Source organism: Sphingomonas sp. BE123, assembly GCF_031456015.1.
GTDB lineage: Bacteria > Pseudomonadota > Alphaproteobacteria > Sphingomonadales > Sphingomonadaceae > Sphingomonas.
Map to the genome: position 1 here is coordinate 1,293,768 of NZ_JAVDTW010000002.1, position 22,098 is coordinate 1,315,865.

The 22,098-nt window shown below is 66.7% G+C and carries 16 protein-coding genes and 1 tRNA gene; 8 read left to right on the forward strand and 9 right to left on the reverse strand.

Annotated elements, in window-relative coordinates:
- Positions 1 to 34 precede the first annotated feature (34 nt).
- A complete protein-coding gene (locus tag J2Y54_RS14395) occupies positions 35 to 1,543 on the forward strand; it encodes a YifB family Mg chelatase-like AAA ATPase (RefSeq protein WP_310041326.1) in 1,509 nt (502 codons plus the stop codon).
- A gap of 234 nt (positions 1,544 to 1,777) precedes the next feature.
- Positions 1,778 to 3,142: an alginate export family protein gene (locus tag J2Y54_RS14400; protein ID WP_310040716.1), complete on the forward strand. Its 1,365-nt coding sequence runs from the start codon at positions 1,778 to 1,780 to the stop codon at positions 3,140 to 3,142.
- A gap of 109 nt (positions 3,143 to 3,251) precedes the next feature.
- Here J2Y54_RS14400 and rpoC read toward each other — a convergent pair whose 3' ends face one another.
- Both rpoC and rpoB read right to left on the reverse strand, forming a co-directional pair.
- Complete coding sequence (rpoC, locus tag J2Y54_RS14405; RefSeq protein WP_310040719.1) at positions 3,252 to 7,526, reverse strand: DNA-directed RNA polymerase subunit beta'; 4,275 nt, start codon at positions 7,524 to 7,526, stop codon at positions 3,252 to 3,254.
- Positions 7,527 to 7,606: 80 nt separating this feature from the next.
- Positions 7,607 to 11,752, reverse strand: coding sequence for a DNA-directed RNA polymerase subunit beta (rpoB, locus tag J2Y54_RS14410; RefSeq protein ID WP_310040721.1), 4,146 nt, complete (start codon positions 11,750 to 11,752; stop codon positions 7,607 to 7,609).
- Positions 11,753 to 12,046: 294 nt separating this feature from the next.
- Here rpoB and J2Y54_RS14415 point away from each other — a divergent pair.
- Positions 12,047 to 12,130, forward strand: a tRNA-Leu gene (locus J2Y54_RS14415).
- 47 nt (positions 12,131 to 12,177) lie between these two features.
- Here J2Y54_RS14415 and J2Y54_RS14420 read toward each other — a convergent pair.
- From J2Y54_RS14420 to J2Y54_RS14450, 7 genes are all read right to left on the reverse strand, one after another.
- Positions 12,178 to 12,462 carry a PqqD family peptide modification chaperone gene (locus tag J2Y54_RS14420; protein ID WP_310040723.1) on the reverse strand — a complete coding sequence of 95 codons (285 nt, stop codon included), beginning with the start codon at positions 12,460 to 12,462 and terminating at the stop codon, positions 12,178 to 12,180.
- Positions 12,463 to 12,582: 120 nt separating this feature from the next.
- Positions 12,583 to 12,726, reverse strand: a complete 144-nt coding sequence (locus tag J2Y54_RS14425) for a hypothetical protein (protein WP_310040726.1) — start codon at positions 12,724 to 12,726, stop codon at positions 12,583 to 12,585.
- Between the two features lie 108 nt (positions 12,727 to 12,834).
- On the reverse strand, positions 12,835 to 14,769 hold the full coding sequence (locus tag J2Y54_RS14430; protein ID WP_310040728.1) for an asparagine synthase-related protein: 1,935 nt from the start codon (positions 14,767 to 14,769) through the stop codon (positions 12,835 to 12,837).
- Complete coding sequence (locus J2Y54_RS14435; RefSeq protein ID WP_310040729.1) at positions 14,766 to 15,785, reverse strand: DUF4118 domain-containing protein; 1,020 nt, start codon at positions 15,783 to 15,785, stop codon at positions 14,766 to 14,768. Before J2Y54_RS14435 ends, J2Y54_RS14430 begins: the two co-directional genes overlap by 4 nt.
- 111 nt (positions 15,786 to 15,896) lie before the next feature.
- Positions 15,897 to 16,166, reverse strand: a complete 270-nt coding sequence (locus J2Y54_RS14440) for an SWIB/MDM2 domain-containing protein (RefSeq protein WP_310040730.1) — start codon at positions 16,164 to 16,166, stop codon at positions 15,897 to 15,899.
- 39 nt (positions 16,167 to 16,205) lie between these two features.
- Positions 16,206 to 16,412, reverse strand: a complete 207-nt coding sequence (locus J2Y54_RS14445; protein ID WP_310040731.1) for a DUF2945 domain-containing protein — start codon at positions 16,410 to 16,412, stop codon at positions 16,206 to 16,208.
- 123 nt (positions 16,413 to 16,535) lie between these two features.
- Positions 16,536 to 19,208, reverse strand: coding sequence for a TonB-dependent receptor (locus tag J2Y54_RS14450; RefSeq protein WP_310040732.1), 2,673 nt, complete (start codon positions 19,206 to 19,208; stop codon positions 16,536 to 16,538).
- Between the two features lie 228 nt (positions 19,209 to 19,436).
- Here J2Y54_RS14450 and folE point away from each other — a divergent pair, with 228 nt between their 5' ends.
- The 5 genes from folE to J2Y54_RS14475 all read left to right on the forward strand — a co-directional run bounded on the left by folE (position 19,437) and on the right by J2Y54_RS14475 (position 22,011).
- Complete coding sequence (gene folE / locus J2Y54_RS14455) at positions 19,437 to 20,060, forward strand: GTP cyclohydrolase I FolE (protein ID WP_310040734.1); 624 nt, start codon at positions 19,437 to 19,439, stop codon at positions 20,058 to 20,060.
- 4 nt (positions 20,061 to 20,064) lie between these two features.
- Positions 20,065 to 20,814: an SDR family oxidoreductase gene (locus J2Y54_RS14460; protein WP_310040737.1), complete on the forward strand. Its 750-nt coding sequence runs from the start codon at positions 20,065 to 20,067 to the stop codon at positions 20,812 to 20,814.
- Positions 20,807 to 21,178 carry a dihydroneopterin aldolase gene (locus J2Y54_RS14465; protein WP_310040739.1) on the forward strand — a complete coding sequence of 124 codons (372 nt, stop codon included), beginning with the start codon at positions 20,807 to 20,809 and terminating at the stop codon, positions 21,176 to 21,178. The genes J2Y54_RS14460 and J2Y54_RS14465 overlap by 8 nt, the downstream gene beginning before the upstream one ends.
- On the forward strand, positions 21,168 to 21,638 hold the full coding sequence (locus J2Y54_RS14470) for an energy transducer TonB (protein ID WP_310040740.1): 471 nt from the start codon (positions 21,168 to 21,170) through the stop codon (positions 21,636 to 21,638). Before J2Y54_RS14465 ends, J2Y54_RS14470 begins: the two co-directional genes overlap by 11 nt.
- A gap of 109 nt (positions 21,639 to 21,747) precedes the next feature.
- Entirely contained in the window at positions 21,748 to 22,011 is a 264-nt protein-coding gene (locus tag J2Y54_RS14475; protein WP_310040741.1) for a hypothetical protein, read from the forward strand.
- Positions 22,012 to 22,098 lie beyond the last annotated feature (87 nt).

Consider the following 22,098-nt stretch of genomic DNA (forward strand, 5'->3'; position numbering starts at 1 on the left):
CCGCTACAACCCCGTGAACAAAAAGGGGGCGGTGATGGTCGCGAGTGTCTCGACGGTCGCATATCTCGGGCTGGAGGCGCGCAGCGTCGAGGTGCAGTGTAACCTCGTCCCCGGTCTTCCCAAATTCATGATCGTCGGCCTGCCGGACAAGGCGGTGGCGGAAAGCCGCGAACGGGTGCGCGCGGCGATGGCGGCGATCGGGCTGGCCATGCCGCCCAAGCATATCGTCCTCAACCTGTCGCCCGCCGACCTGCCCAAGGAAGGGTCGCATTTCGACCTGCCGATCGCGCTCGCCCTGCTGGCGGCAATGGGCGTGACCGATGCCGAGGCGCTGGCCGATTATGTCGTGGTCGGCGAACTCGCGCTCGACGGACGGATCGCGCCGTCGCCCGGCGTGCTGCTCGCGGCGTTGCATGCGGCGGGGGAGGGGAAGGGGCTGATCTGTCCTGCCGCGCAGGGGGCTGAGGCGGCATGGGCCGGGACCGGCGCGGTGCTGGCCGCGCCCGACCTGATCGGCCTGCTCAACCATCTGAAGGGTCAGCAACTGCTGGGCGCGCCGGAGCCGGGCGAGGCCGATGCGCCGGACTTCGGCCCCGACCTCAAGCAGGTAAAGGGGCAGGAGACGGCCAAGCGCGCGCTCGAAATCGCGGCGGCGGGCGGGCATAATCTGTTGATGGTCGGGCCGCCCGGCGCGGGCAAGTCGCTGATGGCGAGCTGTCTGCCCGGTATCCTGCCCCCACTCGACGCCGCGGAGGCGCTGGAGGTGTCGATGGTCGCCAGCGTCGCGGGCACGCTAGAGGGCGGGCGGCTGACCCGCACGCGGCCGTTCCGCAGCCCGCATCATTCGGCGTCGATGGCCGCGCTCACCGGCGGCGGGCTCAAGGTCAAGCCGGGCGAGGTCAGCCTTGCGCATCTGGGCGTGCTGTTCCTCGACGAACTCCCCGAATTCCAGCGTGCCGTGCTCGATTCGCTGCGCCAGCCGCTGGAGGCGGGGACGGTCAGCGTCGCGCGCGCCAATGCCCATGTCACCTTTCCGGCGCGGGTTCAGCTGGTGGCGGCGATGAACCCGTGCCGCTGCGGGCATCTCGGCGACCCCGCGCTCGCCTGCGCCCGTGCGCCGCGCTGTGCCGCCGATTACCAGGCCAAGGTGTCGGGGCCTTTGCTCGACCGCATCGACCTGCATGTCGAGGTGCAGCCGGTCACCGCCGCCGATCTGGTGCTGCCCCCGCCCGCCGAAGGCTCCGCCGAAGTCGGCGCACGCGTTGCCGCGGCGCGCGCGGTTCAGCGCGCGCGCTATGGCAGCGACGGCCCGCGCACCAATGCCGAGGCCGATGGCCCGGTGCTCGACGCCGTTGCCACCCCCGACGAACCCGGTCGCAAGCTGCTCGCCCAGGCCGCCGAGGCAATGCGCATGAGTGCGCGTGGCTATACCCGCATGCTGCGCGTCGCGCGCACCATCGCCGATCTCGCGGGGGCTGAAACCGTCGGCCGCATCCATGTCGCCGAAGCGCTGAGCTACCGGCGGCAGGCTCCGCGGAATTAGGCGGTGGCGAGCGGACCGCCCGGAGCCGCGCGCGGGGACCCGCGGGGCAAGCGGACGTTCGGCGCGGCGACGCTGCCCGGCATCGCTACCTCCGGCGCAGACGACAGCGCGATCGCGGCGTCGTTGCGAAGATGCAACGGACCCTTGTGAAACTACGTGAGTGGCGGTGCGGCGCACGGGTCCCGTCCGATCTTCCTCTATAAATCAGCGAGGAAGTCATGGAGGAATGCGGTGATGAAACGGTGGACGCTGGCGGCGGGGGGCACGGCACTTGCCAGCATGTTGATGGTCGCAGGGCCGGCTCAGGCAGCCATCGACGAAGATGCCACCGGCTTCAGCATCGAGGGCAGCGTCCGCGCCCGCGCCGAGGCGGTCGATGGTCAGGTCCGCCCCAATGCGCCCGAAAGCGACGCGATGCTGTCGTTCCGGACGCTGATCACGGCCAGCTATGATTTCGGCGGCATCCACCTGACGGCAGAACTCGACGACGCGCGCAGCTATTTCCAGAACAGTCGTTCGACCGCCGGGACCAGCGAGAGCAACGCGCTCGAACCGCTCCAGGCCTATCTTGGCGTCGAACTGGGCGGGGTGGCCGGACAGGCGGGGAAGGGCGTTGTTCGCCTCGGCCGCTTCACGGTGAATTCCGGTTCCGGGCGCATTCTTGACCGTCCGGACTGGTCGAACTCGCCCAACAGCTTCCTTGGCGTCGATTTCGACTGGACCAGCAAGCGCGGCGACCGGCTGCACCTCGTCGCGGTGCGCCCGTTCGACAAGCTGCCGTCGGACCGCGCGAGCATGCAGGACAACAAGGTCGAGCTCGACCGCGCCAATCCCGGCCTGCATTTCTGGGGCGGATCGTTCACCCGCGCCAAGGCGGTGGCCGGGGCCAATGCCGAAATCTATGGCTTCTGGCTGGGCGAGCGCGATCGCACCGGGCGCCCGACGCGCGACCGCGAGCTGTTCACCAGCGGCCTGCGCATCAACCGCGGCGCGGCCAAGGGCAAGTTCGACTTCGACGTCGAGGGAATCCTGCAGCGCGGCACCATGCGCGCGACCACGTCCGCTGCCGATGTAACCGATCGCAAGGTGCGCGCGGGCAGTGCGCATGTCGAACTCGGCTATACCTTCCCGACCGGCTGGACGCCGCGCGTCGCCGCGCTGTTCGAATATGCCAGCGGTGACACCAGCGCGCCGAGCGTGACGCGCTTCGACCCGCTGTTCGGCGGGCGGCGCGGCGATTTCGGCCCGATCAGTCTGTACGGCCCGGTCAGCCGCGCCAATGTGATCAGCCCGGGCATCTTGTTCGATGCGAAGCCTGCCAAGGGCTGGGACTTCATGCTCAAGGCCCAGAAACTGTGGCTCGCCTCGGCCACCGACAGCTTCGCCGCCACCTCGGTCCGCGATGCTACCGGCGCATCGGGCCGCGATGCTGGCTTTCAGTTCGAAGGGCGCGTGCGCACCTGGGTGGTCCCCAAGCGGCTGCGGCTTGAAGCCGGAGCGGCGCTGCTGGCCAAGGGCGATTTCCTGACCGATGCGCCGAACGCGCCGGATACCGGCGACATGCGCTTCGCCTATCTCGGGATCTCGACCTTCTTCTGACCGAAGCGTCATGGCGAGGGCATGAAAAAGGCCGCCGTCCGGGGTTCCGGGCGGCGGCCTTTTCATGTCCGGTGTCCGGGCCAGCACGGCCCGGACCGGGGCACGGCTATTACTCCTTGTTCAGGTAATCGCCCGCCGCTTCGTCGCTGCCATCGCCCGACACTTCGACCTTCTCCAGCGCATCGCTGGTGACCATCGCGTCCACCGGGTCCTGCGCCAGCTCGGCGGCCCGCTCTTCAGCGGCCGAGTTCGGCGCGATCAGCGCTTCCTGCAGCTTGCGCTGCTGGGCGCGGAGCGCGGCGTCGCGGCTGGTGGCCGCGATGCGCATGCGGTTCATGCCCGCGCCGGTACCGGCGGGGATGAGACGGCCGACGATCACGTTTTCCTTCAGGCCGATCAGCGTGTCCTGCTTGCCCTGGACCGCCGCCTCGGTGAGGACGCGGGTGGTCTCCTGGAACGACGCCGCCGAGATGAAGCTGCGGGTCTGCAGCGACGCCTTGGTGATGCCGAGCAGGATCGGCTTGCCCTGTGCGGGGGCCTGGCCGGGCTCGAGCTTCGCGTTGGTCTCGTCCATCTCGTCGCGATCCACCTGCTCGCCGGGGAGCAGGGTGGTGTCGCCCGCGTCGGTGATCTCGACCTTCTGCAGCATCTGGCGAACGATCACCTCGATGTGCTTGTCGTTGATCTTCACGCCCTGGAGTCGATAGACTTCCTGGATTTCCGCGACGAGATATTCTGCCAGCGGCTCGATGCCGAGCACTTCGAGAATGTCGTGCGGATCGGGCGAGCCGCCGATCAGGTTGTCGCCACGCTTGACATAGTCGCCTTCCTGAACGTCGATCACCTTCGACTTGGGGACGAGATATTCGACGATCTCGCCACCATCCTCGGGCTGGATGCCGATCTTGCGCTTCGCCTTATAGTCCTTGCCGAACACCACGCGGCCCGAGACCTTGGCGATGATCGCATTTTCCTTGGGCTTGCGCGCTTCGAACAGCTCGGCGACGCGCGGCAGACCGCCGGTGATGTCGCGGGTCTTGGCCGACTCGCGGCTGACACGGGCCAGAACGTCACCGCCCTGAACCGTCGCACCATCCTCGACGCTCAGCACCGCGCCCGGTGCCAGCATGTAGCGGGCCGCCTCTGCCGCACCGTCGCCGGTGAGGGTCAGGCGCGGACGCAGGTCTTCCTTCTTCGCCGCGGCGCCGCGGTTTTCGATCACCACGCGCTGTGCGATGCCGGTCGCTTCGTCGACCTGTTCGGTCAGCGTCTTGCCGTCGATCAGGTCCTGATACTTCACGACGCCGCCGGTTTCCGTGATCACCGGCATGGTGAACGGATCCCATTCCGCCATGCGGTCGCCCTTGCTGACGATATGGCCATCGTCGAACATGACATACGCACCGTACGGGATGCGGTGGACCGCCAGCTCGCGACCATCGGTGTCGAGGATCGCGATCTCGCCCGAACGGGCCAGCACCACGCGACGACCGCGCTGGTCGGTGATCAGGCGCAGGTCGCGGAACTCGACCTTGCCGTCCACCGGCGCTTCGAGGTTCGACTGCTCGTTGAGCTGAGCCGCGCCGCCGATGTGGAAGGTACGCATGGTCAGCTGCGTGCCCGGCTCACCGATCGACTGCGCCGCGATGACGCCGACCGCTTCGCCGATGTTCACCGGCGTACCGCGGGCAAGGTCACGGCCATAGCATTTGGCGCAGACGCCGATCTTGGCTTCGCACACCAGCGGCGAACGGATCTTCATGCCCTGGACGCCCAGCGCCTCGATCTGCGCGATCATCGGCTCGTCGAGCAGCGTGCCCGTGGGGATCGCCACCGCGCCGGTCTTGGGATCGACCACGTCTTCTGCGGTCGTGCGACCCAGAATACGCTCACCCAGCGACGCGATCACGCTGCCGCCCTGCACGATCGCCTTCATCTCCAGCGCGCGCGCAGTGCCGCAATCCTGCTCCATGACGACGCAGTCCTGCGACACGTCGACCAGACGGCGGGTCAGGTAACCCGAGTTCGCCGTCTTGAGCGCGGTGTCGGCCAGGCCCTTGCGGGCGCCGTGGGTCGAGTTGAAATACTCAAGGACGGTCAGGCCTTCCTTGAAGTTCGAGATGATCGGCGTTTCGATGATCTCGCCCGACGGCTTGGCCATCAGGCCGCGCATGCCGGCCAGCTGCTTGATCTGCGCCGCCGAACCACGCGCACCGGAATGCGCCATCATGTAGATCGCGTTGGCGGGCAGCTCGCGGCCGTCCTCGCCCTTCTTGACCGACTTGATCTCGTCCATCATCGCGGCCGCCACCTGGTCACCGCACCGGCTCCAGGCGTCGATCACCTTGTTGTACTTCTCCTGCTGCGTGATCAGGCCGTCCTGATACTGCTGCTCGAAGTCCTTCACGAGCGCGCGGGTCTCGTCGACCGTTGCTTCCTTGCTTGCCGGGATGATCATGTCGTCCTTGCCGAACGAAATGCCGGCCTTGAACGCGTGGCGGAAGCCGAGCGCCATGATCGCGTCGGCGAACAGGACGGTCTCCTTCTGGCCGGTGTGGCGATAGACCTCGTCGATCACGTCGCCCACGTCCTTCTTGGTCAGCAGGCGGTTGACGACGTCGAACGGCACCTTGTGCGACTTCGGCAGGCACTCGCCGAGCAGCATGCGGCCCGGCGTGGTCTGGAAGCGCTTCATGTACGTCTTGCCGTCCTCGTCCGTCTGCGGGACGCGGCTGGTGATCTTGCTGTGCAGCGTGACTGCGCCGTTGAACAGCGCCTGGTGCACTTCGGCCATGTCGCCCAGCACCATGCCTTCGCCCGGCTCGCCTTCCTTCTCCATCGACAGATAGTAGAGGCCCAGCACCATGTCCTGCGACGGCACGATGATCGGCTTGCCGTTGGCGGGCGACAGGATGTTGTTGGTCGACATCATCAGGACGCGCGCTTCCAGCTGCGCTTCAAGCGACAGCGGGACGTGCACGGCCATCTGGTCGCCGTCGAAGTCGGCGTTGAACGCCGAGCAGACCAGCGGGTGAAGCTGGATCGCCTTGCCCTCGATCAGCACCGGTTCGAACGCCTGGATGCCGAGGCGGTGGAGCGTCGGCGCGCGGTTCAGCAGCACCGGGTGCTCGCGGATCACCTCGTCCAGGATGTCCCAGACTTCCTTGCGCTCCTTCTCGACCCACTTCTTCGCCTGCTTCAGGGTCATCGACAGACCCTTGGCGTCGAGGCGCGCGTAGATGAACGGCTTGAACAGCTCGAGCGCCATCTTCTTGGGCAGGCCGCACTGGTGCAGCTTGAGCTCCGGACCGGTCACGATGACCGAACGGCCCGAATAGTCGACGCGCTTGCCGAGCAGGTTCTGACGGAAGCGGCCCTGCTTGCCCTTGAGCATGTCGGACAGCGACTTCAGCGGACGCTTGTTGGCACCCGTGATCGTGCGGCCGCGGCGGCCGTTATCGAACAGCGCGTCGACCGCTTCCTGCAGCATGCGCTTTTCGTTGCGGACGATGATGTCCGGCGCGCGCAGCTCCATCAGGCGCTTGAGGCGGTTGTTGCGGTTGATGACGCGGCGATACAGGTCGTTGAGGTCCGACGTCGCGAAGCGGCCACCGTCCAGCGGGACCAGCGGGCGCAGTTCGGGCGGAATGACCGGAACGACGTCGAGGATCATCCACTCCGGACGGTTGCCCGAATCCAGGAAGCTCTCGACGACCTTGAGGCGCTTGATGATCTTCTTGGGCTTAAGCTCCGACTTGGTCGTCGCCAGCTCTTCGAGCAGTGCGCGCTTCTCGCCCTCGAGGTCGAGGTCCATGAGCATGATCTTGACCGCTTCCGCGCCGATGCCGGCGGAGAAGGCGTCTTCGCCATATTCGTCCTGCGCGTCGAGCAGCTCGTCCTCGGTCAGCAGCTGGAACTTCTCCAGCGGCGTCAGGCCCGGCTCGGTGACGATGTAGGACTCGAAGTACAGCACGCGCTCAAGCTGCTTGAGCTGCATGTCGAGCAGCAGGCCGATGCGCGAGGGCAGCGACTTGAGGAACCAGATATGCGCGACCGGCGCGGCCAGCTCGATATGGCCCATGCGCTCACGGCGGACCTTCGAGACGGTAACCTCGACGCCGCACTTTTCGCAGACAATGCCCTTGTACTTCATGCGCTTGTACTTGCCGCACAGGCACTCGTAATCCTTGATCGGACCGAAGATGCGCGCGCAGAACAGGCCGTCACGCTCGGGCTTGAACGTGCGATAGTTGATCGTTTCGGGCTTCTTGATCTCGCCGAACGACCAGGAACGGATGCGGTCAGGCGACGCAATGCCGATCTGGATCTGGTCGAAGGTTTCCGGCTTGGCCACCGGGTTCGCGAAGTTGGTCAGTTCGTTCATTTTTCAGTCCCTCTAGAGGGTCAAATTCGTCGGGGCGGGAGCGGGGAGGGGCGCCGCGCATGGCACGGCGCCCGATCCGGTTACTCCGCCGCCTCGGCCATCTCGTCGCCCTCGTCCATCGACTTGAGTTCGACGTTGAGGCCCAGCGAGCGCATTTCCTTGACGAGCACGTTGAAGCTCTCGGGGATGCCGGCCTCGAACGTGTCGTCACCCTTGACGATCGCCTCATAGACCTTGGTGCGGCCGACCACGTCGTCGGACTTCACCGTCAGCATTTCCTGCAGGGTGTAGGCAGCGCCATATGCCTGCAGTGCCCAGACCTCCATCTCACCGAAGCGCTGGCCGCCGAACTGCGCCTTGCCGCCCAGTGGCTGCTGGGTGACCAGGCTGTACGGGCCGATCGAACGCGCGTGGATCTTGTCGTCGACCAGGTGGTGCAGCTTGAGCACATATTTGTAGCCGACGGTCACCTTGCGGTCGAACGCGTCGCCGGTGCGGCCGTCATACAGCGTCACCTGACCGCTCTCGTCGAGCCCGGCCAGCTTGAGCATCGCCGACACGTCCGCCTCGACCGCGCCGTCGAACACCGGGGTGCCCATCGGAACGCCGGCGCGGACATTCTGCGCCAGTTCGACCAGCGACGTGGCGTCGCGGCTCTTGATCTGCTCGGCATAATTGTCGCCGTAGATTTCGAGCAGCAGCTCCTTGACCGCTTCGGGGGCTTCGCCCGCCTGCGGGTTCGGATTGGCCTCACGCCATGCGTCGAGCGCCTCGCCGATCTTCTTGCCCAGGCCGCGTGCGGCCCAGCCCAGATGGGTTTCGAAGATCTGCCCCACGTTCATGCGCGACGGCACGCCCAGCGGGTTGAGCACGAAGTCGACCGGGGTGCCGTCCTCGAGGAACGGCATGTCTTCCTGCGGCAGGATGCGGCTGATGATGCCCTTGTTGCCGTGACGGCCGGCCATCTTGTCGCCCGGCTGCAGCTTGCGCTTCACCGCGACGAACACCTTGACCATCTTCAGCACGCCCGGCGGCAGCTCGTCGCCGCGCTCCAGCTTCTCGCGGCGGTCCTCGAACTTGTCCTTGATGCGCTTCACGGCCTCGTCATACTGGCCCTTCACCGCTTCCAGATCGCCCTGGACCTTGTCGTCCTGAACCGCGAACCGCCACCATTCGTGCCGGTCGACGCTGTCGAGCAGGTCCTGATCGATCACCGCGCCCTTCTTCAGGCCCTTCGGCACTGCAGTGGCGACCTGACCGATCAGCATCTCGCGCAGACGCGACCAGGTCGCGCGGTTGAGGATGTTGCGCTCGTCGTCGCTGTCCTTCTTCAGGCGCTCGATCTCCTCGCGCTCGATCGCCATCGCGCGCTCGTCCTTGTCGATGCCGTGGCGGTTGAAGACGCGAACGTCGACCACCGTACCGGCAACGCCCGGCGGCAGGCGGAGCGAGGTGTCGCGCACGTCGCTGGCCTTTTCGCCGAAGATCGCGCGGAGCAGCTTTTCTTCCGGCGTCATCGGGCTTTCGCCCTTCGGCGTGATCTTGCCGACCAGGATGTCGCCCGGCTCGACCTCGGCGCCGATGTACACGATGCCCGCCTCGTCGAGGTTGCGCAGCGCTTCCTCACCGACGTTCGGGATGTCGCGGGTGATGTCCTCCGGCCCGAGCTTGGTGTCGCGGGCCATCACTTCGAACTCGTCGATATGGATCGACGTGAACACGTCGTCCTTCACGATCCGCTCGCTGATCAGGATCGAGTCCTCGTAGTTGTAGCCGTTCCACGGCATGAACGCGACGAGGACGTTGCGGCCCAGCGCCAGCTCGCCGAACTCGGTCGACGGGCCGTCGGCGATGATGTCGCCGGCCTGCACCATGTCGCCCACCTTCACCAGCGGACGCTGGTTGATGCAGGTCGACTGGTTCGAACGCTCGAACTTCATCAGCGTGTAGATGTCGACGCCGCTTTCCTCCGCCGACACTTCGCCGGTGGCGCGGATGACGATGCGCGAGGCGTCGACCTGGTCGACGATGCCGGCGCGCTTGGCCGCGATCGCCGCACCCGAATCGCGTGCGACGGTCTCTTCCATGCCGGTGCCGACGAACGGCGCTTCGGCCTTCACCAGCGGCACCGCCTGGCGCTGCATGTTCGATCCCATGAGCGCGCGGTTGGCGTCGTCATTTTCCAGGAACGGAATGAGCGAGGCGGCGACCGACACCAGCTGCTTGGGGCTGACGTCCATCAGCGTCACCGTTTCCGGCAGCGCCATCAGGAATTCGCCGGCCTGGCGCGCGGAGATCAGCTCTTCGGTAAAGCGGCCATCGCCATCGACCTCGGCCGAAGCCTGGGCGATGGTGTGCTTGGCCTCTTCCATCGCCGACAGATAGACGACGTCCTTGGTCACCTTGCCGTCGACGACCTTGCGGTACGGCGTTTCGATGAAGCCGTACTTGTTGACGCGGCTGAACGTCGCGAGGCTGTTGATCAGACCGATGTTCGGGCCTTCCGGCGTTTCGATCGGGCAGATACGGCCATAATGCGTCGGGTGAACGTCGCGGACTTCGAAACCGGCGCGCTCACGCGTCAGACCGCCCGGCCCAAGCGCCGACACGCGGCGCTTGTGGGTGACTTCCGACAGCGGGTTGGTCTGGTCCATGAACTGCGACAGCTGCGAGCTGCCGAAGAATTCGCGGACTGCGGCGACCGCCGGCTTGGCGTTGATCAGGTCGTTCGGCATGACCGTCGACACGTCGACGCTCGACATGCGCTCCTTGACCGCGCGCTCCATGCGCAGCAGCCCGACGCGATACTGGTTTTCCAGCAGCTCGCCCACCGAACGCACGCGGCGGTTGCCGAGATTGTCGATGTCGTCGATCTCGCCCTTGCCGTCCTTCAGGCCGACCAGCGTCTTGATCACCGCGAGGATGTCCTCGGAGCGCAGCGTCGTCACCGTGTCCTCGGCATCGAGGTCGAGGCGCATGTTGAGCTTCACGCGGCCGACGGCCGACAGGTCGTAACGCTCGGGATCGAAGAACAGGCCGCCGAACAGCGACTCCGCGGTTTCAAGCGTCGGCGGTTCGCCGGGGCGCATCACGCGATAGATGTCGGACAGCGCCTGCTCGCGCTCTTCGGCCTTGTCGGCCTTGAGCGTGTTGCGGATCCACGGACCGGTCGAGACATGGTCGATGTCGAGCAGCTCGATCCGGTCGATGCCGGCCTTGTCCAGCTTCTCGAGATTCTCGGCCGAAACCTCGTCACCGGCCTCGATATAGATTTCGCCGGTCGACTCGTTGATCAGGTCGAACGCGCTGTAACGGCCGAAGATTTCCTCGGTCGGGATCAGCAGAGTTTCGAGCCCGTCCTTGCCCGCCTTGTTCGCGGCGCGCGGGCTGATCTTCTGGCCCGCGGGGAACACGACTTCGCCGGTCTTGGCGTCGACGATGTCGAACATCGGCTTGACGCCGCGCCAGTTCTCGGGCGCGAACGGGATCTGCCAGCCATTCGGACCGCGCACATAGGTGACGGTGTTGTAGAAGTGGTTGAGGATATCCTCGCTGTTCAGACCCAGCGCATAGAGCAGGGTCGTGACCGGCAGCTTGCGCTTGCGGTCGATGCGGACGTTGACGATGTCCTTGGCGTCGAACTCGAAGTCCAGCCACGAGCCGCGATACGGGATCACGCGCGCGGCAAAGAGATACTTGCCGCTGGCATGGGTCTTGCCGCGGTCATGGTCGAACAGCACGCCCGGCGACCGGTGCATCTGCGACACGATCACGCGCTCGGTGCCGTTGATGAAGAAGGTGCCGTTCTCGGTCATGAGCGGCATGTCGCCCATGTACACGTCCTGCTCCTTGATATCGAGCACCGACCGCGCTTCGGTATCGGGATCGACCTCGAACACGATCAGGCGCAGCGTGACGCGCATCGGGGCGGCATAGGTGATGCCGCGCTGGCGGCATTCCTCGACGTCGAACTTGGGCGCTTCGAGCTCGTAGGTGACGAAGTCGAGTTCGGCGGTGCCGGCAAAGTCGCGGATCGGGAACACGCTGCGCAGCGTCTTTTCCAGGCCCGAAACATAGCCGATCGACGGATCGCTCCGCAGAAACTGTTCGTAGGATTCGCGCTGAACCTCGATCAGGTTCGGCATCTGCACCACTTCGTGGATGTCGCCGAACACCTTGCGGATGCGGCGCTTTGCGGTGCCGCTTTCGATCGCTTTGGTTGCCATGTGCTGTATTCGCCTTCTCAGCCTGAATTTCGGCCCGGTATCCGCCGGGGCAGGCACGCATGCAGACGCCAAAAGGGCCGAGCGCCTCCCTCCGTCAACGAGCGGGAAAAACTCAGCCTCTCAAGCGTCTATGATCCCGGTGCGGTCCATTCGTCCGGTGCGCTGCGCGACGGCGCACCATGTCCCGACCGTCCGGGGCAGGGGGGCGATATAGGCGGGGGGCGCCGGGCTGTCAAACCGCCGCGCTTAAGTGCTTGCGGCCGCGCCACCCATCGTCTAGCCAGCGCGCTCGCTGCCCCTGTGGCGAAATGGTAGACGCAGTCGACTCAAAATCGACCGCCGCAAGGCATGCTGGTTCGAGTCCGGCCAGGGGCACCACCACTTTTTTCAAGCAGTGCAGCGAGCTGGGTGTTCACCGGCGTCAGCTACGACGCGACCACGCGGACCAGGTCCAGCGCCTGGAGTTCGCCAAGAAACAGCAGCACGTCGGCCTCGCACGTGGCGGGATCGACCTCGAACTCGGCGCACAGACGATCGCGCAACTGCGCCACGGTGCCCGGAACTTCGAGCAATTGCCAGATCCGCCCCGCCACCGGGTCGAGGTCGTAAAACTCCCCGGCGGCCACGCTCATCATCACGGTTTCATCGCCGATCGCGGAATGCAGGATGTCGCCATTTCGCGCGATGCAGCTATCGGGACCGAGCACCATGCGCCCTTCTCATTCCGTGACGTTCTGCGGGCGCGGCGCATCGGACCGCATCACCGGAGCCGATCGCCGCGGATCAGGGCAGCACGCGGCAGGATCGGCCCCGAACGATCAGCCGTCGCGTCAGGAAACCTGCAAGCCGCCATCTTCAGTGAAGGCCGAAAAGGCGGCGGTATCGCGCGCCTTGGTCGTCTTCACGCGGGGACGCTGCCAGGTCCGGCGTGACTGGGCGGGGCGTTGTGCTTCCGGCTTGACCTGTTCGACCATCATATCCCTCGCAGTCCGACATGTTGGTTCCGAGCCGTACCCGCTCCGGCGGACGCGGGCAAGGTGCGGATGCGCGCGGCGATCGGTTCACGCCCCGCCCGCTGCGTGTCACTGGTTGCCGCCGGCGGTGCGGCGCAGAAAATGTCCCGCCGACACGCCGCGCAACAGCGCCAGCCGATAGGCCTGACTGACCGCATCGGTGTGCCAGCCGCCGCTCGGCCAGTCGCGCACCAGCGCGCGCATCCGCTCGACATCGAGCGTCTCGGCAGCTTCGCGGCATGTCGCAAGCCGTTCGATCTCCGCTGCCACCTCGGCCCGCGCGGCGGTGAGATTCTCGTGCCAGTCGATCGCCTGCAGCCCCTTGCGCCGCTCGTTCAGCACGTGCGGCGGAAGCCGGTCGGCCAGCGCCCGGCGCACCAGGCTGCGCGGCATGCCACGCAGCAGAAACTGTTCGGTGGGCAGTGACAGGCAATATTCGATCAGCCGCCGGTCGGCGGTCGGATCGCGCTGATCGATGCCCCAGCCGCCGAGAATCCCCTTGTTGTAATTGCCCGAATCCATGCGGCGCAGCACCCATAGCCGCAGGTCGAACCCATTGCGCCACGGGCGGTAGGACAGGTCCAGACCGCGCTCCCGCGCCCGCGCGGGCAGGTCGAGCGCGTCCAGCGTTGCGCCGCCAATCGCGGTGTAGTGGCGGACGTCGCGGCCGCTCTTGCCAAAGCTGCGCATCGCCCAGCGCCATAGGCCCGGCGGCACGAACGGCCCGATCAGTGCCGCGGCGATGCCCGTCGGGCGCATGACGCGGGTGCGCAACAGATCGCGCGCGCTGCCGAGCAGGCGCAGCCAGCGCCCTGCCAGCATCAGTTCGACCAGCAACTCGCTGCCGGCATAGCTGATGCTCATATTGCCCAGCTGGCCGTGCAGCATGACCGACAGGCCGCGTTCGCGCGCCGTGTCGTTGATCGCATGGATCCAGGTCATGTTGTTGAGATTGAGCAGCGGGCGTTCGAACAGGTAGAAGTCGCGGTCGAGCGTGCCGATGGGCGAGCGCCCGGAGCTGCAGATACGCACATGCTCGATATTGGGGTGCATCGCGGCAGTGGCGGCGGCCAGCGGGCCTTCATCGCCGATCCGATTGCGCGGGACCGGGCCGTCATATCCCGGGCGTGGCACTGCGGTGAATGCCGCGACCTGCCCGCCCTGCGGCGCCATCAGCCGCGCGGCGGTCGCCGCCACCGCCGCGCTGTCGAACCCTGCGCTGAGATGCGCGCCGACCCGGCCTTCCGCACCGCGCAGCCGCACGCGAACCGCTTCGTCCAGATGGTGGCGCAGGCCTTCCTCATAGTCTGCATCGCTGCCGAGCGAGAGCGTGTGCCGCGCCGGTTCCCACCAGCGGCGCACCGCCACGCCGCGGTCGGTCACCACCGCAACATGGCCGGCCGGGACGCACGCGATGCCGGCAAAGAAGCTGCGCGACCCGGTTTCGGGGATGAGGGTCAGGAACTCGGCAGCGCGCGAAGCATCCGCGCCATAGGGCACATCGGGAAGGGCGTGCAGCCCCTTCGGCATCGACGCGAACGCAAAGAAACGCTCCCCGCAATGGTAATGCAGCGGACGCTGGCCCAGGAAATCGCGCGCCAGCAACAGCCGGCGGCGGCGCGGGTCCCACGCCGCGAAGGCGAAGTCTCCCTGAAGGCGATCGAGCGCCGCGTCGTCCCAGCGCTCGATGGCGGCAAGCAGGATGGCGGCATCGTACAAGGCGCGACCTGGCTGCGCGATGTCCAGCGCGCGCAGCAGTTCGTCGCGATTGTCCAGACGGACATCGCCGACCAATATCTGTCCGCTGGCGCCGACTACCGGTCCGCGATCCTGCGCGTCCTCCGGCAGGATGCGGAACAGGCGGCGGCCAAGCGCGATCGACTCTTCGCTCCACCCGGCGCTATGGTGCGGGCCATAGAGCGCCTGGGACTTGAGCATCCGCTCAAGATCGTCCCGCGCATCGGGACGCCCGTCGAAATGCCACAGCCCGGCAATGGCCGTCATTGTGCGGGGAGGGGGAAGCGCAGCGTGGCGCACGCGCCGCCGCCGTCCTGCCGCTCCAGCGTGAACTTGCCCCGCATCTGGTCGGCCAGTGTGCGCGCGATGCGCAGGCCAAGGCTCGATGCCTGGGCGACGGCAAAGCCATCGGGCGGCCCCGCGCCATCGTCGGCGATGGTGAGCACGCCGTCCGCCGCCACCGTTTCCAGCTGCACCGTGATCCGCCCGCCGTCGCGTCCGGCAAAGCCATGTTCGACCGCGTTGGCGATCGTCTCGGCAACCACCAGCGCGATCGGCATGATCGTGTCGGCGGGGAGCTTGATCGTGTTGTCGACCGTAACCGTGGCGACCACACCCGGCTTGCCCGATGCGGCGACAAGGTCGCCGACCAGTTCGGGCAGCATGCGGTCGAGCGTCTGAAACGCGCCGCTCGGGTCATAGAGCTGGCGCTGGATCCGGCCGATCGTCTGCAGCTTGGTCGCCGCTTCGCTGAGCGCCTGGCGCGCGGCGGGGTCCTCGACGCTGCGTTGCTGCAGCGACAGGACCGCGCCGATCATCTGCAGATTGTTCGATACGCGGTGCTGCAGTTCGTCGAACAGCAGCCGGCTGCGCTCGGCCAGCGTCTCGCTGCGCTCGCGCTCGCGCCGCAGCTGCGCAGTGCCGCGCTGCATCCAGTCGATCAGGAGCAGGTCGACCGCGACCACCCCGACATAGAAGCCGAGCGCGATGCCAGCGCCTCCGGTCAGCGCGAAGCTGCCGAACGGGGGGATGAACAGATACCAGGACAGCAGCCCGCAAATCACTGCCGACAGGATCCCGGGGCCGCGCCCGAACAGGAAGCCGGACAGCACGACAGCGGGGAAAAAGGTGAGGAAGGGAAAACCCGGCGGGAACGCATCGGCCAGCAGCCAGCGCACACCGAGCGCGATGGCCGACAACACGACTGCCAGGCTGCAGCCCAGCAATGGTCGCCCCTGCGCCAGCGGCAGGCGTTCCAGCAATCGACCTGTCCGTCCGTCCATCGCCGCCCCCTTCAGCGACTGCCCTGACCGGGCATCATGGCTAGAAAAAGCCTCCGAAACCAGAGGTTCCGGAGGCTCTCGCTGTCCGTCCGGATCGCTCCGGAAGGTAACTTACTTGACGTGCTTGGCGATGTGCTTGTTCAGCTCGAACATCGTCGCCTTGTCGCCGCCAAAGATCGGCTTCAGCTTGTCGTCCGCCAGGATCTCGCGCTTGTTGGCGGGATTCTGGAGGTTGTTCGCCTTGATGTGCTCCCACATCTTGCTGACGATCTCGCTGCGCGGCAGCGGGCCGGCACCGACGACGGCGGCGAGCTCGGGGGAGGGGGTGACGGGCTTCGCGATGCCGCCACGGGCCCCGCCGGATGCCTTCTTTTCCGCCATTCTTTCTTCTCCTTTGCGAACCGGCAACCCGATGCCGGTTCAAATCTTGGTCAGCGCCGACGGCTTGTGCGATGCCTTGCCACCGTTGTCGCTGCGCACGATGTACTGCGGTTCTTCGCGCGATGCACGTATTTGATGACCCTTGATGGTCGTATCTGACGTTTGTTTGTGGAGAACTTCGCCTTTGGCGGTCCCACCGGGCGCGTTCCAGCGTACGCGATCGCCCTTGTGCAGTGTCTTGGCCATGCCGGTTCCTTTCCTGGTCACGCCCCGTTCGCCCTGCTCGGAAACGCAGAAGGGCGCGCCGGTGTCCCGGACGCGCCCTCCCGTTGCCGGTCGGGGCCGTTGCGACCCCGCCGTCGGGCCGGATCAGAAACCGATCTTTGCCCGCACGCCATAGAAGCGCGGCAGACCCGGATAGGCGGCGAAGTTGCCGTTCTGCTCGGGCACCGCAAAGCCGGTGACGTGGTAATATTGGTTGGTCAGGTTCTCGACGAAGAATTCGAGGCTCTTCTTGCTGTCCTCGGTCTGCACGCCCAGACGCGCCGAAATCAGCGGATAGCCCGGATTGTACAGCACCGTCCGGCCGGTGACCGGGTTCGGGTTGTTCGACGGGATGTTGACTTCGCTGTTGTAGCGCATGTCGACATGGACCAGGCCGCGGATGTTCGACGTGATGCTCGGCGTCCAGGTCGTCGCCATCGTGACGGTGTGCTTGGGCTGGTTGCTGACCTGACGGCCTTCCTGACCCTGCAGCGGGGTGCCGACGAAGTTGTTGTCGGCATCATATTGCGCGTCGATGTAGCTATAGCCCAGGCGGACGGTGAAATCGCGCACCGGCTGGATGATCGACTCGACTTCCACGCCCTTGCTGGTCGTGCTGTCGACATTCTGCACGACGAAGTTGGTACCGCTGAACACCAGCGACTGCAGGTTGCTGAACTTCTGGTAGAAGCCGGCGATGTTGAAGGTGAAGGCGCGGCCCCACTGGGTCTTCAGGCCGATTTCGAATGCGTCGACCGACTCCGACCCGAACGCCAGGTCGCTGCCCTGCGCGCCGTTGCCGCCCAGCAGGACGCTGTCGAACGTCGCCTGGTCCATGTTGTAGCCGCCGGACTTGTAGCCCCGGTCATAGCCGCCATAGAGCAGCACGTCGGGCGTGATCTTGTACGCCAGCTTGGCGGTACCGGTGATCTTGCTCTCGTCCTGATCGTGGGTGTAGCTGCCGTTGAACTCGCTGTTCACCGCCGGGTTGCAGCTCAGCAGGAACAGGTTGTTGAACAGGCCGACCTGGCGCAGCACATTGGCATAGGCGACCGCAGCCGGGTTGCCGGTGCGCACCTGGTTGAAGAAGGTGCAGCTGCCGGTGTTGCTGTTGATCGTCGCCGACAGGTCCTTCTTCTCATAGTTCCAGCGCGCACCCAGGGTCAGCGTCAGCTTGTCGCTGAGGTTGATCAGGTTGTGCGTGAACAGCGCGAAGGCATTGGTCTTGACGCGGAAATTGTCGTCATTGTTACCCTGGCCCGATGCGCCGCCGGGAAGCGGGCTGGCCGCGAGCGCGGCAAGGCCCGGAACCGGTGCCGACGGGAAGCCGGGGATGACGCACAGGCTGGACGGAGCGGTGCCGGCCTGCGCGCGGAAGCAGCCGACCAGCGGCGCCAGCTGCGCGCCATAGACCGCCTGCAGCGCGGGCAGCGCGTTCGGCACTGCCGGGTTCAGGAACACCGCGCCCGGCGTCGGGACGCTGGGGCCGAGCGAGCCATAGAATTGCACCGAACCGCCAAAGGACGGGCCGGCCAGCGCGTTGAAGATCGAGTCGACATAGCGGTTCGCGTCGGTGCCGATGCGGACCGTGTCGCGCAGCTCGTTGGTTTCGTTGAGGTAGAAGCCGCCGACCAGCCAGTCGAGCGCGCCGCCGAACGCCGATCCCTGGAACCGGATTTCCTGGGTGAAGTCGCTCAGGCGGTTGCGATAGCCCTCACGATAGGCGCGGTCGATGCCCGAGAAATCGATGTCCTGGTTCCGCAGCGCGCGCCAGTTGCGATAAGCGGTGATCGAGGTCAGCTTGATCTCGCCCAGTTCGAAATTGGCTTCGGCCGAAACGCCCCAGTCGCGGACGCGCTCGGAAAAGTCGCGGTTGGGCGACACCGCCATGCGGCGCTCCGACGGATCGCCGGTGTAGAGGCCGTCCAGGCCCTGCGCGCCGGCAATGCCGTCGATCAGCGGGCCGAGCGAGCCGCGCACCGCGCTCACCGCGCCGCAGCACTGCTCATCGGTCTCGTAATAATCGGCGATCAGGCGCAGCGAGAAGGCCGAGGTGTCGTACAGCGCCTGACCGCGGGCGTACCAGCGATCGACATTGTTGAGCATGCGGTCGCTGTTGACGTCCTCGATATAGCCGTCGCGCTTGCGATAGCCGCCGTCGAAGCGCAGCGCGATCTCTTCGGTCACCGGGCCGGTGACCGCGCCCTTCAGCTCGAACGCGTTGTAGTTGCCGTAGCTGCCCTCGACATAGCCGCCCAGGTCGAACGCCGGCTGCGCCGTGAAGATCGACAGCGCACCGGCCGAGGTGTTGCGCCCGAACAGCGTGCCCTGCGGGCCGCGCAGGATTTCCACGCGCTCCAGCTGGGGCAGGTCGGACACCGCGACACCGGCACGCGCGCGGAACACGCCGTCGATGAACACGCCGACCGCCGGTTCGAAACCGGGGTTGTCGCCCGCGGTCGTGATGCCGCGGATATAGAGGGTGGTGCCGGTCGCCGACGACTGGCCGGTCGAGCTCTGCAGCGACGGCGCGAGCTGTTCGAGCCCGCGAATATCCTCGATGCCGGCATTTTCCAGCAGCGTTGCGGGAACGGCGGTGACCGCGATCGGCACGTCCTGCACGGTCTCGTTGCGGCGGGTCGCGGTGATCACGACCTCGTTCGCGGACTCATATCCGGCATCGTCCTGCGCGGCGGGGGCAGGGGCGTCCTGCGCCATCGCGGGGGTGGCGGCGATCAGCGCAAGCGCGGATGCGGAAAATAGCTGGAGCGTTCGCATGGGTCTCTCCTCTCTGGGGTGCCGGGGCTGCCGCCGCCGGAACCGGCATTCTTGTTGTGGTTGCCGATAAGCTAACGTTGCCGGAATCCTTACGTCAACGTCAAATCGCGCCATCAATCCCGCGGAAATGCTTGCTATTTCCCGTTCCGATACCATCTGTGGCCGCTGGGCAACACGGCCATGTCCGCGTGCCGTAGCGTAACGGGAAGTTTTGGGGGACGGGGCCGGATGAGCTGCCATGATCATGACGAAGTGCACGATGGCGACCTTGTCGCCGCGCCGGCCAAGCTTCCGGTGCCCGATGATGTTGCCGACGCGATCCGCACCGTGCTGCGCTGGGCCGGGGAAGACCCGAGTCGCGAAGGGCTGATCGACACGCCGCAGCGCGTCGCGCGCGCGTGGAAGGAATATTGCCAGGGCTATGGCGAGGATCCCGCGCATCACCTCAGCCGGGTGTTCGAGGAAGTCGGCGGCTATGACGAGATCGTCCTGCTCAAGGACATTCCGTTCCAGTCGCATTGCGAACATCACATGGCGCCGATCATCGGCAAGGCATCGATCGCCTATCTGCCGCAGGACCATGTCGTCGGCATCTCCAAGCTCGCCCGCGTGCTGCACGGTTTTGCCCGCCGTCTGCAGGTGCAGGAACGGCTGACCGCGCAGGTCGCCGACTGTATCTGGGAGCATCTCAAGCCGCGCGGCGTCGCGGTGGTGATCGAGGCGAGCCATGCCTGCATGACCGCGCGCGGGGTGCGCACCCCCGGCGTCGGCATGGTGACCAGCCGGATGATGGGGACGTTCCGCGAAGACGAGCGCAGCCGCAAGGAAGTGCTCGCGCTGATGGGCTATTGATCCGATGCGGGTTCTTGTCACCGGCGGCGCGCGCCGCATCGGCGCGACGATCGTCCGGCACCTGGTTGCGCAGGGGCATCAGGTCGCGGTCCACCATCATGACTCGCATGACGAAGCGGCCGCGCTGCGCGCCGAGCTCGGGGTGGCGCTGGTCACCGCTGACCTTGGCGACGCGGCCGGGACGCGCGGGCTGATCGCCGCCGCGGCCGCCGCGCTGGGCGGCCCGGTCGAAGGGCTGGTCAACAATGCCTCGCGCTTTGCCTGGGATGCGCTCCCGCTCGCCGATTATGCCGGGCTCGACCGGCACATGCATGTCAATCTCGGCGCGCCGCTGCTGCTCGCATCGGCGCTGTCGGCGCAGGTCGGGCTGGGGGAGGGGGCAATCGTCAACCTGCTCGACCAGAAGCTCGCCAACCCCAACCCCGATTTCCTGACCTACACGCTGAGCAAGGCGGCGCTGGCCGAGGCGACGACGCTGCTCGCGATGCAGCTCGCCCCGCGCATCCGCGTCAACGCCGTCTCGCCGGGGCTGACGCTGCCGAGCCTCGACCAGACGCCGGAGGAATTCGCCAGCGTCGCCTCGGCCAACCTGCTCGAACGCCCGGTCGACTTGGGCGAACTCGCCGCGACCGTCGCTTATCTGCTCACCACTCGCAGCATCACCGGCCAGAACATCTTCGTCGATTGCGGACAGCGCCTCGTGAAGCGCGACAGCGACGTGATGTTCACCGGCAAGGAGCGCCCGCATGGCTGAATATACCATCCATCTCGACGGGCTGGTGGTCGCGATTGGCCTTGGCATCCACGACCATGAGCGCGCGGCGCCCCAGCGCGTCGAACTCAATGTCGCGATGCGCTGCGTCTATCCTGCCGCGCCCGACGACCGGATCGATGCGGTGGTGGATTACGATTATCTGCGTACCGGCATCCATGCGCTGGCGGCGGCGGGCCATATCGAGTTGCAGGAAACGCTGTGCGACGCCGTCGCCGCGCTGGCGCTGTCGGCGGACCCGCGCGTCGCCGAAGTCCGCGTGCGTTCGATGAAGCTCGACGTCTATCCGGACGCCCGCGTGGGCTGCGAAGTGGTGCGCCGGCGCGGGAATGCCGATGCGGCTTGACGAACGGCTGCGCGACCGTGGCCCGGGCGCGCCGGTGCGTCCCGGCAACGATCTCGCGCGGCTGTTGACACTGATCGGTGCGCTGGCGGCGATCGTCGCGATCTGGGCGGTGGTCATGCTCGTCCAGGCGGAGCTGCAGCCACCGCCGCCCGATCCGCGCCTCGCCAACACGCCGGCGCGAAGCGTGGAGAGCCCGGCGGCCTGGATCACCCCCGACGACTATCCGCGCAGCGCGCGTCGGGACAATGTCGAGGGTTCGGTCGGCGTCGCGTTCACGGTCGATGTCTGGGGCCGCGCCACGCAATGCACCGTGACGACCTCGTCGCGCTCGGACGTGCTCGACGCGGCAACCTGCGATCTGGTCGAGCGCCGCGCGCGCTACACGCCTGCGCGCGACGCGGCGGGCCGGGCGGTGGAGAGCCGCAAGACGCTGCGCTTCCGCTGGATGCTGCAGGATTGATCGCGCGCCACTTTTGGGGTTGGAGTCGTTCACCCCAACCCCTATGTCCTTTCGGTCCGTCGTTCAGCGACGGGCAACAAGGGGCCGTCTAACGGGTTTGCGCGTGCAATTGCTGCTGTTCCTTTCTGCGCTCCTCGCGAGCCTGACCGGCGTCATCGCCGGTGACCGCGAGCTGCGCGGGTTCCAGCAGTCGAGCGATACCGCCATTTCGCGCACCGCCGAAACCGCAGTCGAAGCCGCGGCGCATGTCGCGGCGCGCGTCGCGCACCGCCCCCTTGCCACCCGCACGGTGCCCGTTGCGGCCACCTATGCGCGCCATCCCGCTCCGGCTGGCACCGCTGCCCGCCTGACCAGCGAACGCCGGCTCGAATAGCCGCGCGCCGCCGCCCGCTGCGCACTGCGCGTGCGGCCGGCATCCATTTCGTCTTCGCTTCGTTGGCGCTCGCGATGCGGGCGCGCA

Excerpts from the sequence above, each read along its gene's own strand:
- rpoB (WP_310040721.1), bottom strand. The coding sequence starts at position 11,752 with ATGGCAACCAAAGCGATCGAAAGCGGCACCGCAAAGCGCCGCATCCGC.
- J2Y54_RS14460 (WP_310040737.1), top strand. The coding sequence starts at position 20,065 with ATGCGGGTTCTTGTCACCGGCGGCGCGCGCCGCATCGGCGCGACGATC.
- J2Y54_RS14440 (WP_310040730.1), bottom strand. The coding sequence starts at position 16,166 with ATGGCGGAAAAGAAGGCATCCGGCGGGGCCCGTGGCGGCATCGCGAAG.
- J2Y54_RS14425 (WP_310040726.1), bottom strand. The coding sequence starts at position 12,726 with ATGGTCGAACAGGTCAAGCCGGAAGCACAACGCCCCGCCCAGTCACGC.
- J2Y54_RS14395 (WP_310041326.1), top strand. The coding sequence starts at position 35 with ATGGTCGCGAGTGTCTCGACGGTCGCATATCTCGGGCTGGAGGCGCGC.
- rpoC (WP_310040719.1), bottom strand. The coding sequence starts at position 7,526 with ATGAACGAACTGACCAACTTCGCGAACCCGGTGGCCAAGCCGGAAACC.
- J2Y54_RS14470 (WP_310040740.1), top strand. The coding sequence starts at position 21,168 with ATGCGGCTTGACGAACGGCTGCGCGACCGTGGCCCGGGCGCGCCGGTG.
- folE (WP_310040734.1), top strand. The coding sequence starts at position 19,437 with ATGAGCTGCCATGATCATGACGAAGTGCACGATGGCGACCTTGTCGCC.
- J2Y54_RS14400 (WP_310040716.1), top strand. The coding sequence starts at position 1,778 with ATGAAACGGTGGACGCTGGCGGCGGGGGGCACGGCACTTGCCAGCATG.
- J2Y54_RS14465 (WP_310040739.1), top strand. The coding sequence starts at position 20,807 with ATGGCTGAATATACCATCCATCTCGACGGGCTGGTGGTCGCGATTGGC.
- J2Y54_RS14420 (WP_310040723.1), bottom strand. The coding sequence starts at position 12,462 with ATGGTGCTCGGTCCCGATAGCTGCATCGCGCGAAATGGCGACATCCTG.
- J2Y54_RS14430 (WP_310040728.1), bottom strand. The coding sequence starts at position 14,769 with ATGACGGCCATTGCCGGGCTGTGGCATTTCGACGGGCGTCCCGATGCG.
- J2Y54_RS14445 (WP_310040731.1), bottom strand. The coding sequence starts at position 16,412 with ATGGCCAAGACACTGCACAAGGGCGATCGCGTACGCTGGAACGCGCCC.
- J2Y54_RS14450 (WP_310040732.1), bottom strand. The coding sequence starts at position 19,208 with ATGCGAACGCTCCAGCTATTTTCCGCATCCGCGCTTGCGCTGATCGCC.
- J2Y54_RS14435 (WP_310040729.1), bottom strand. The coding sequence starts at position 15,785 with ATGGACGGACGGACAGGTCGATTGCTGGAACGCCTGCCGCTGGCGCAG.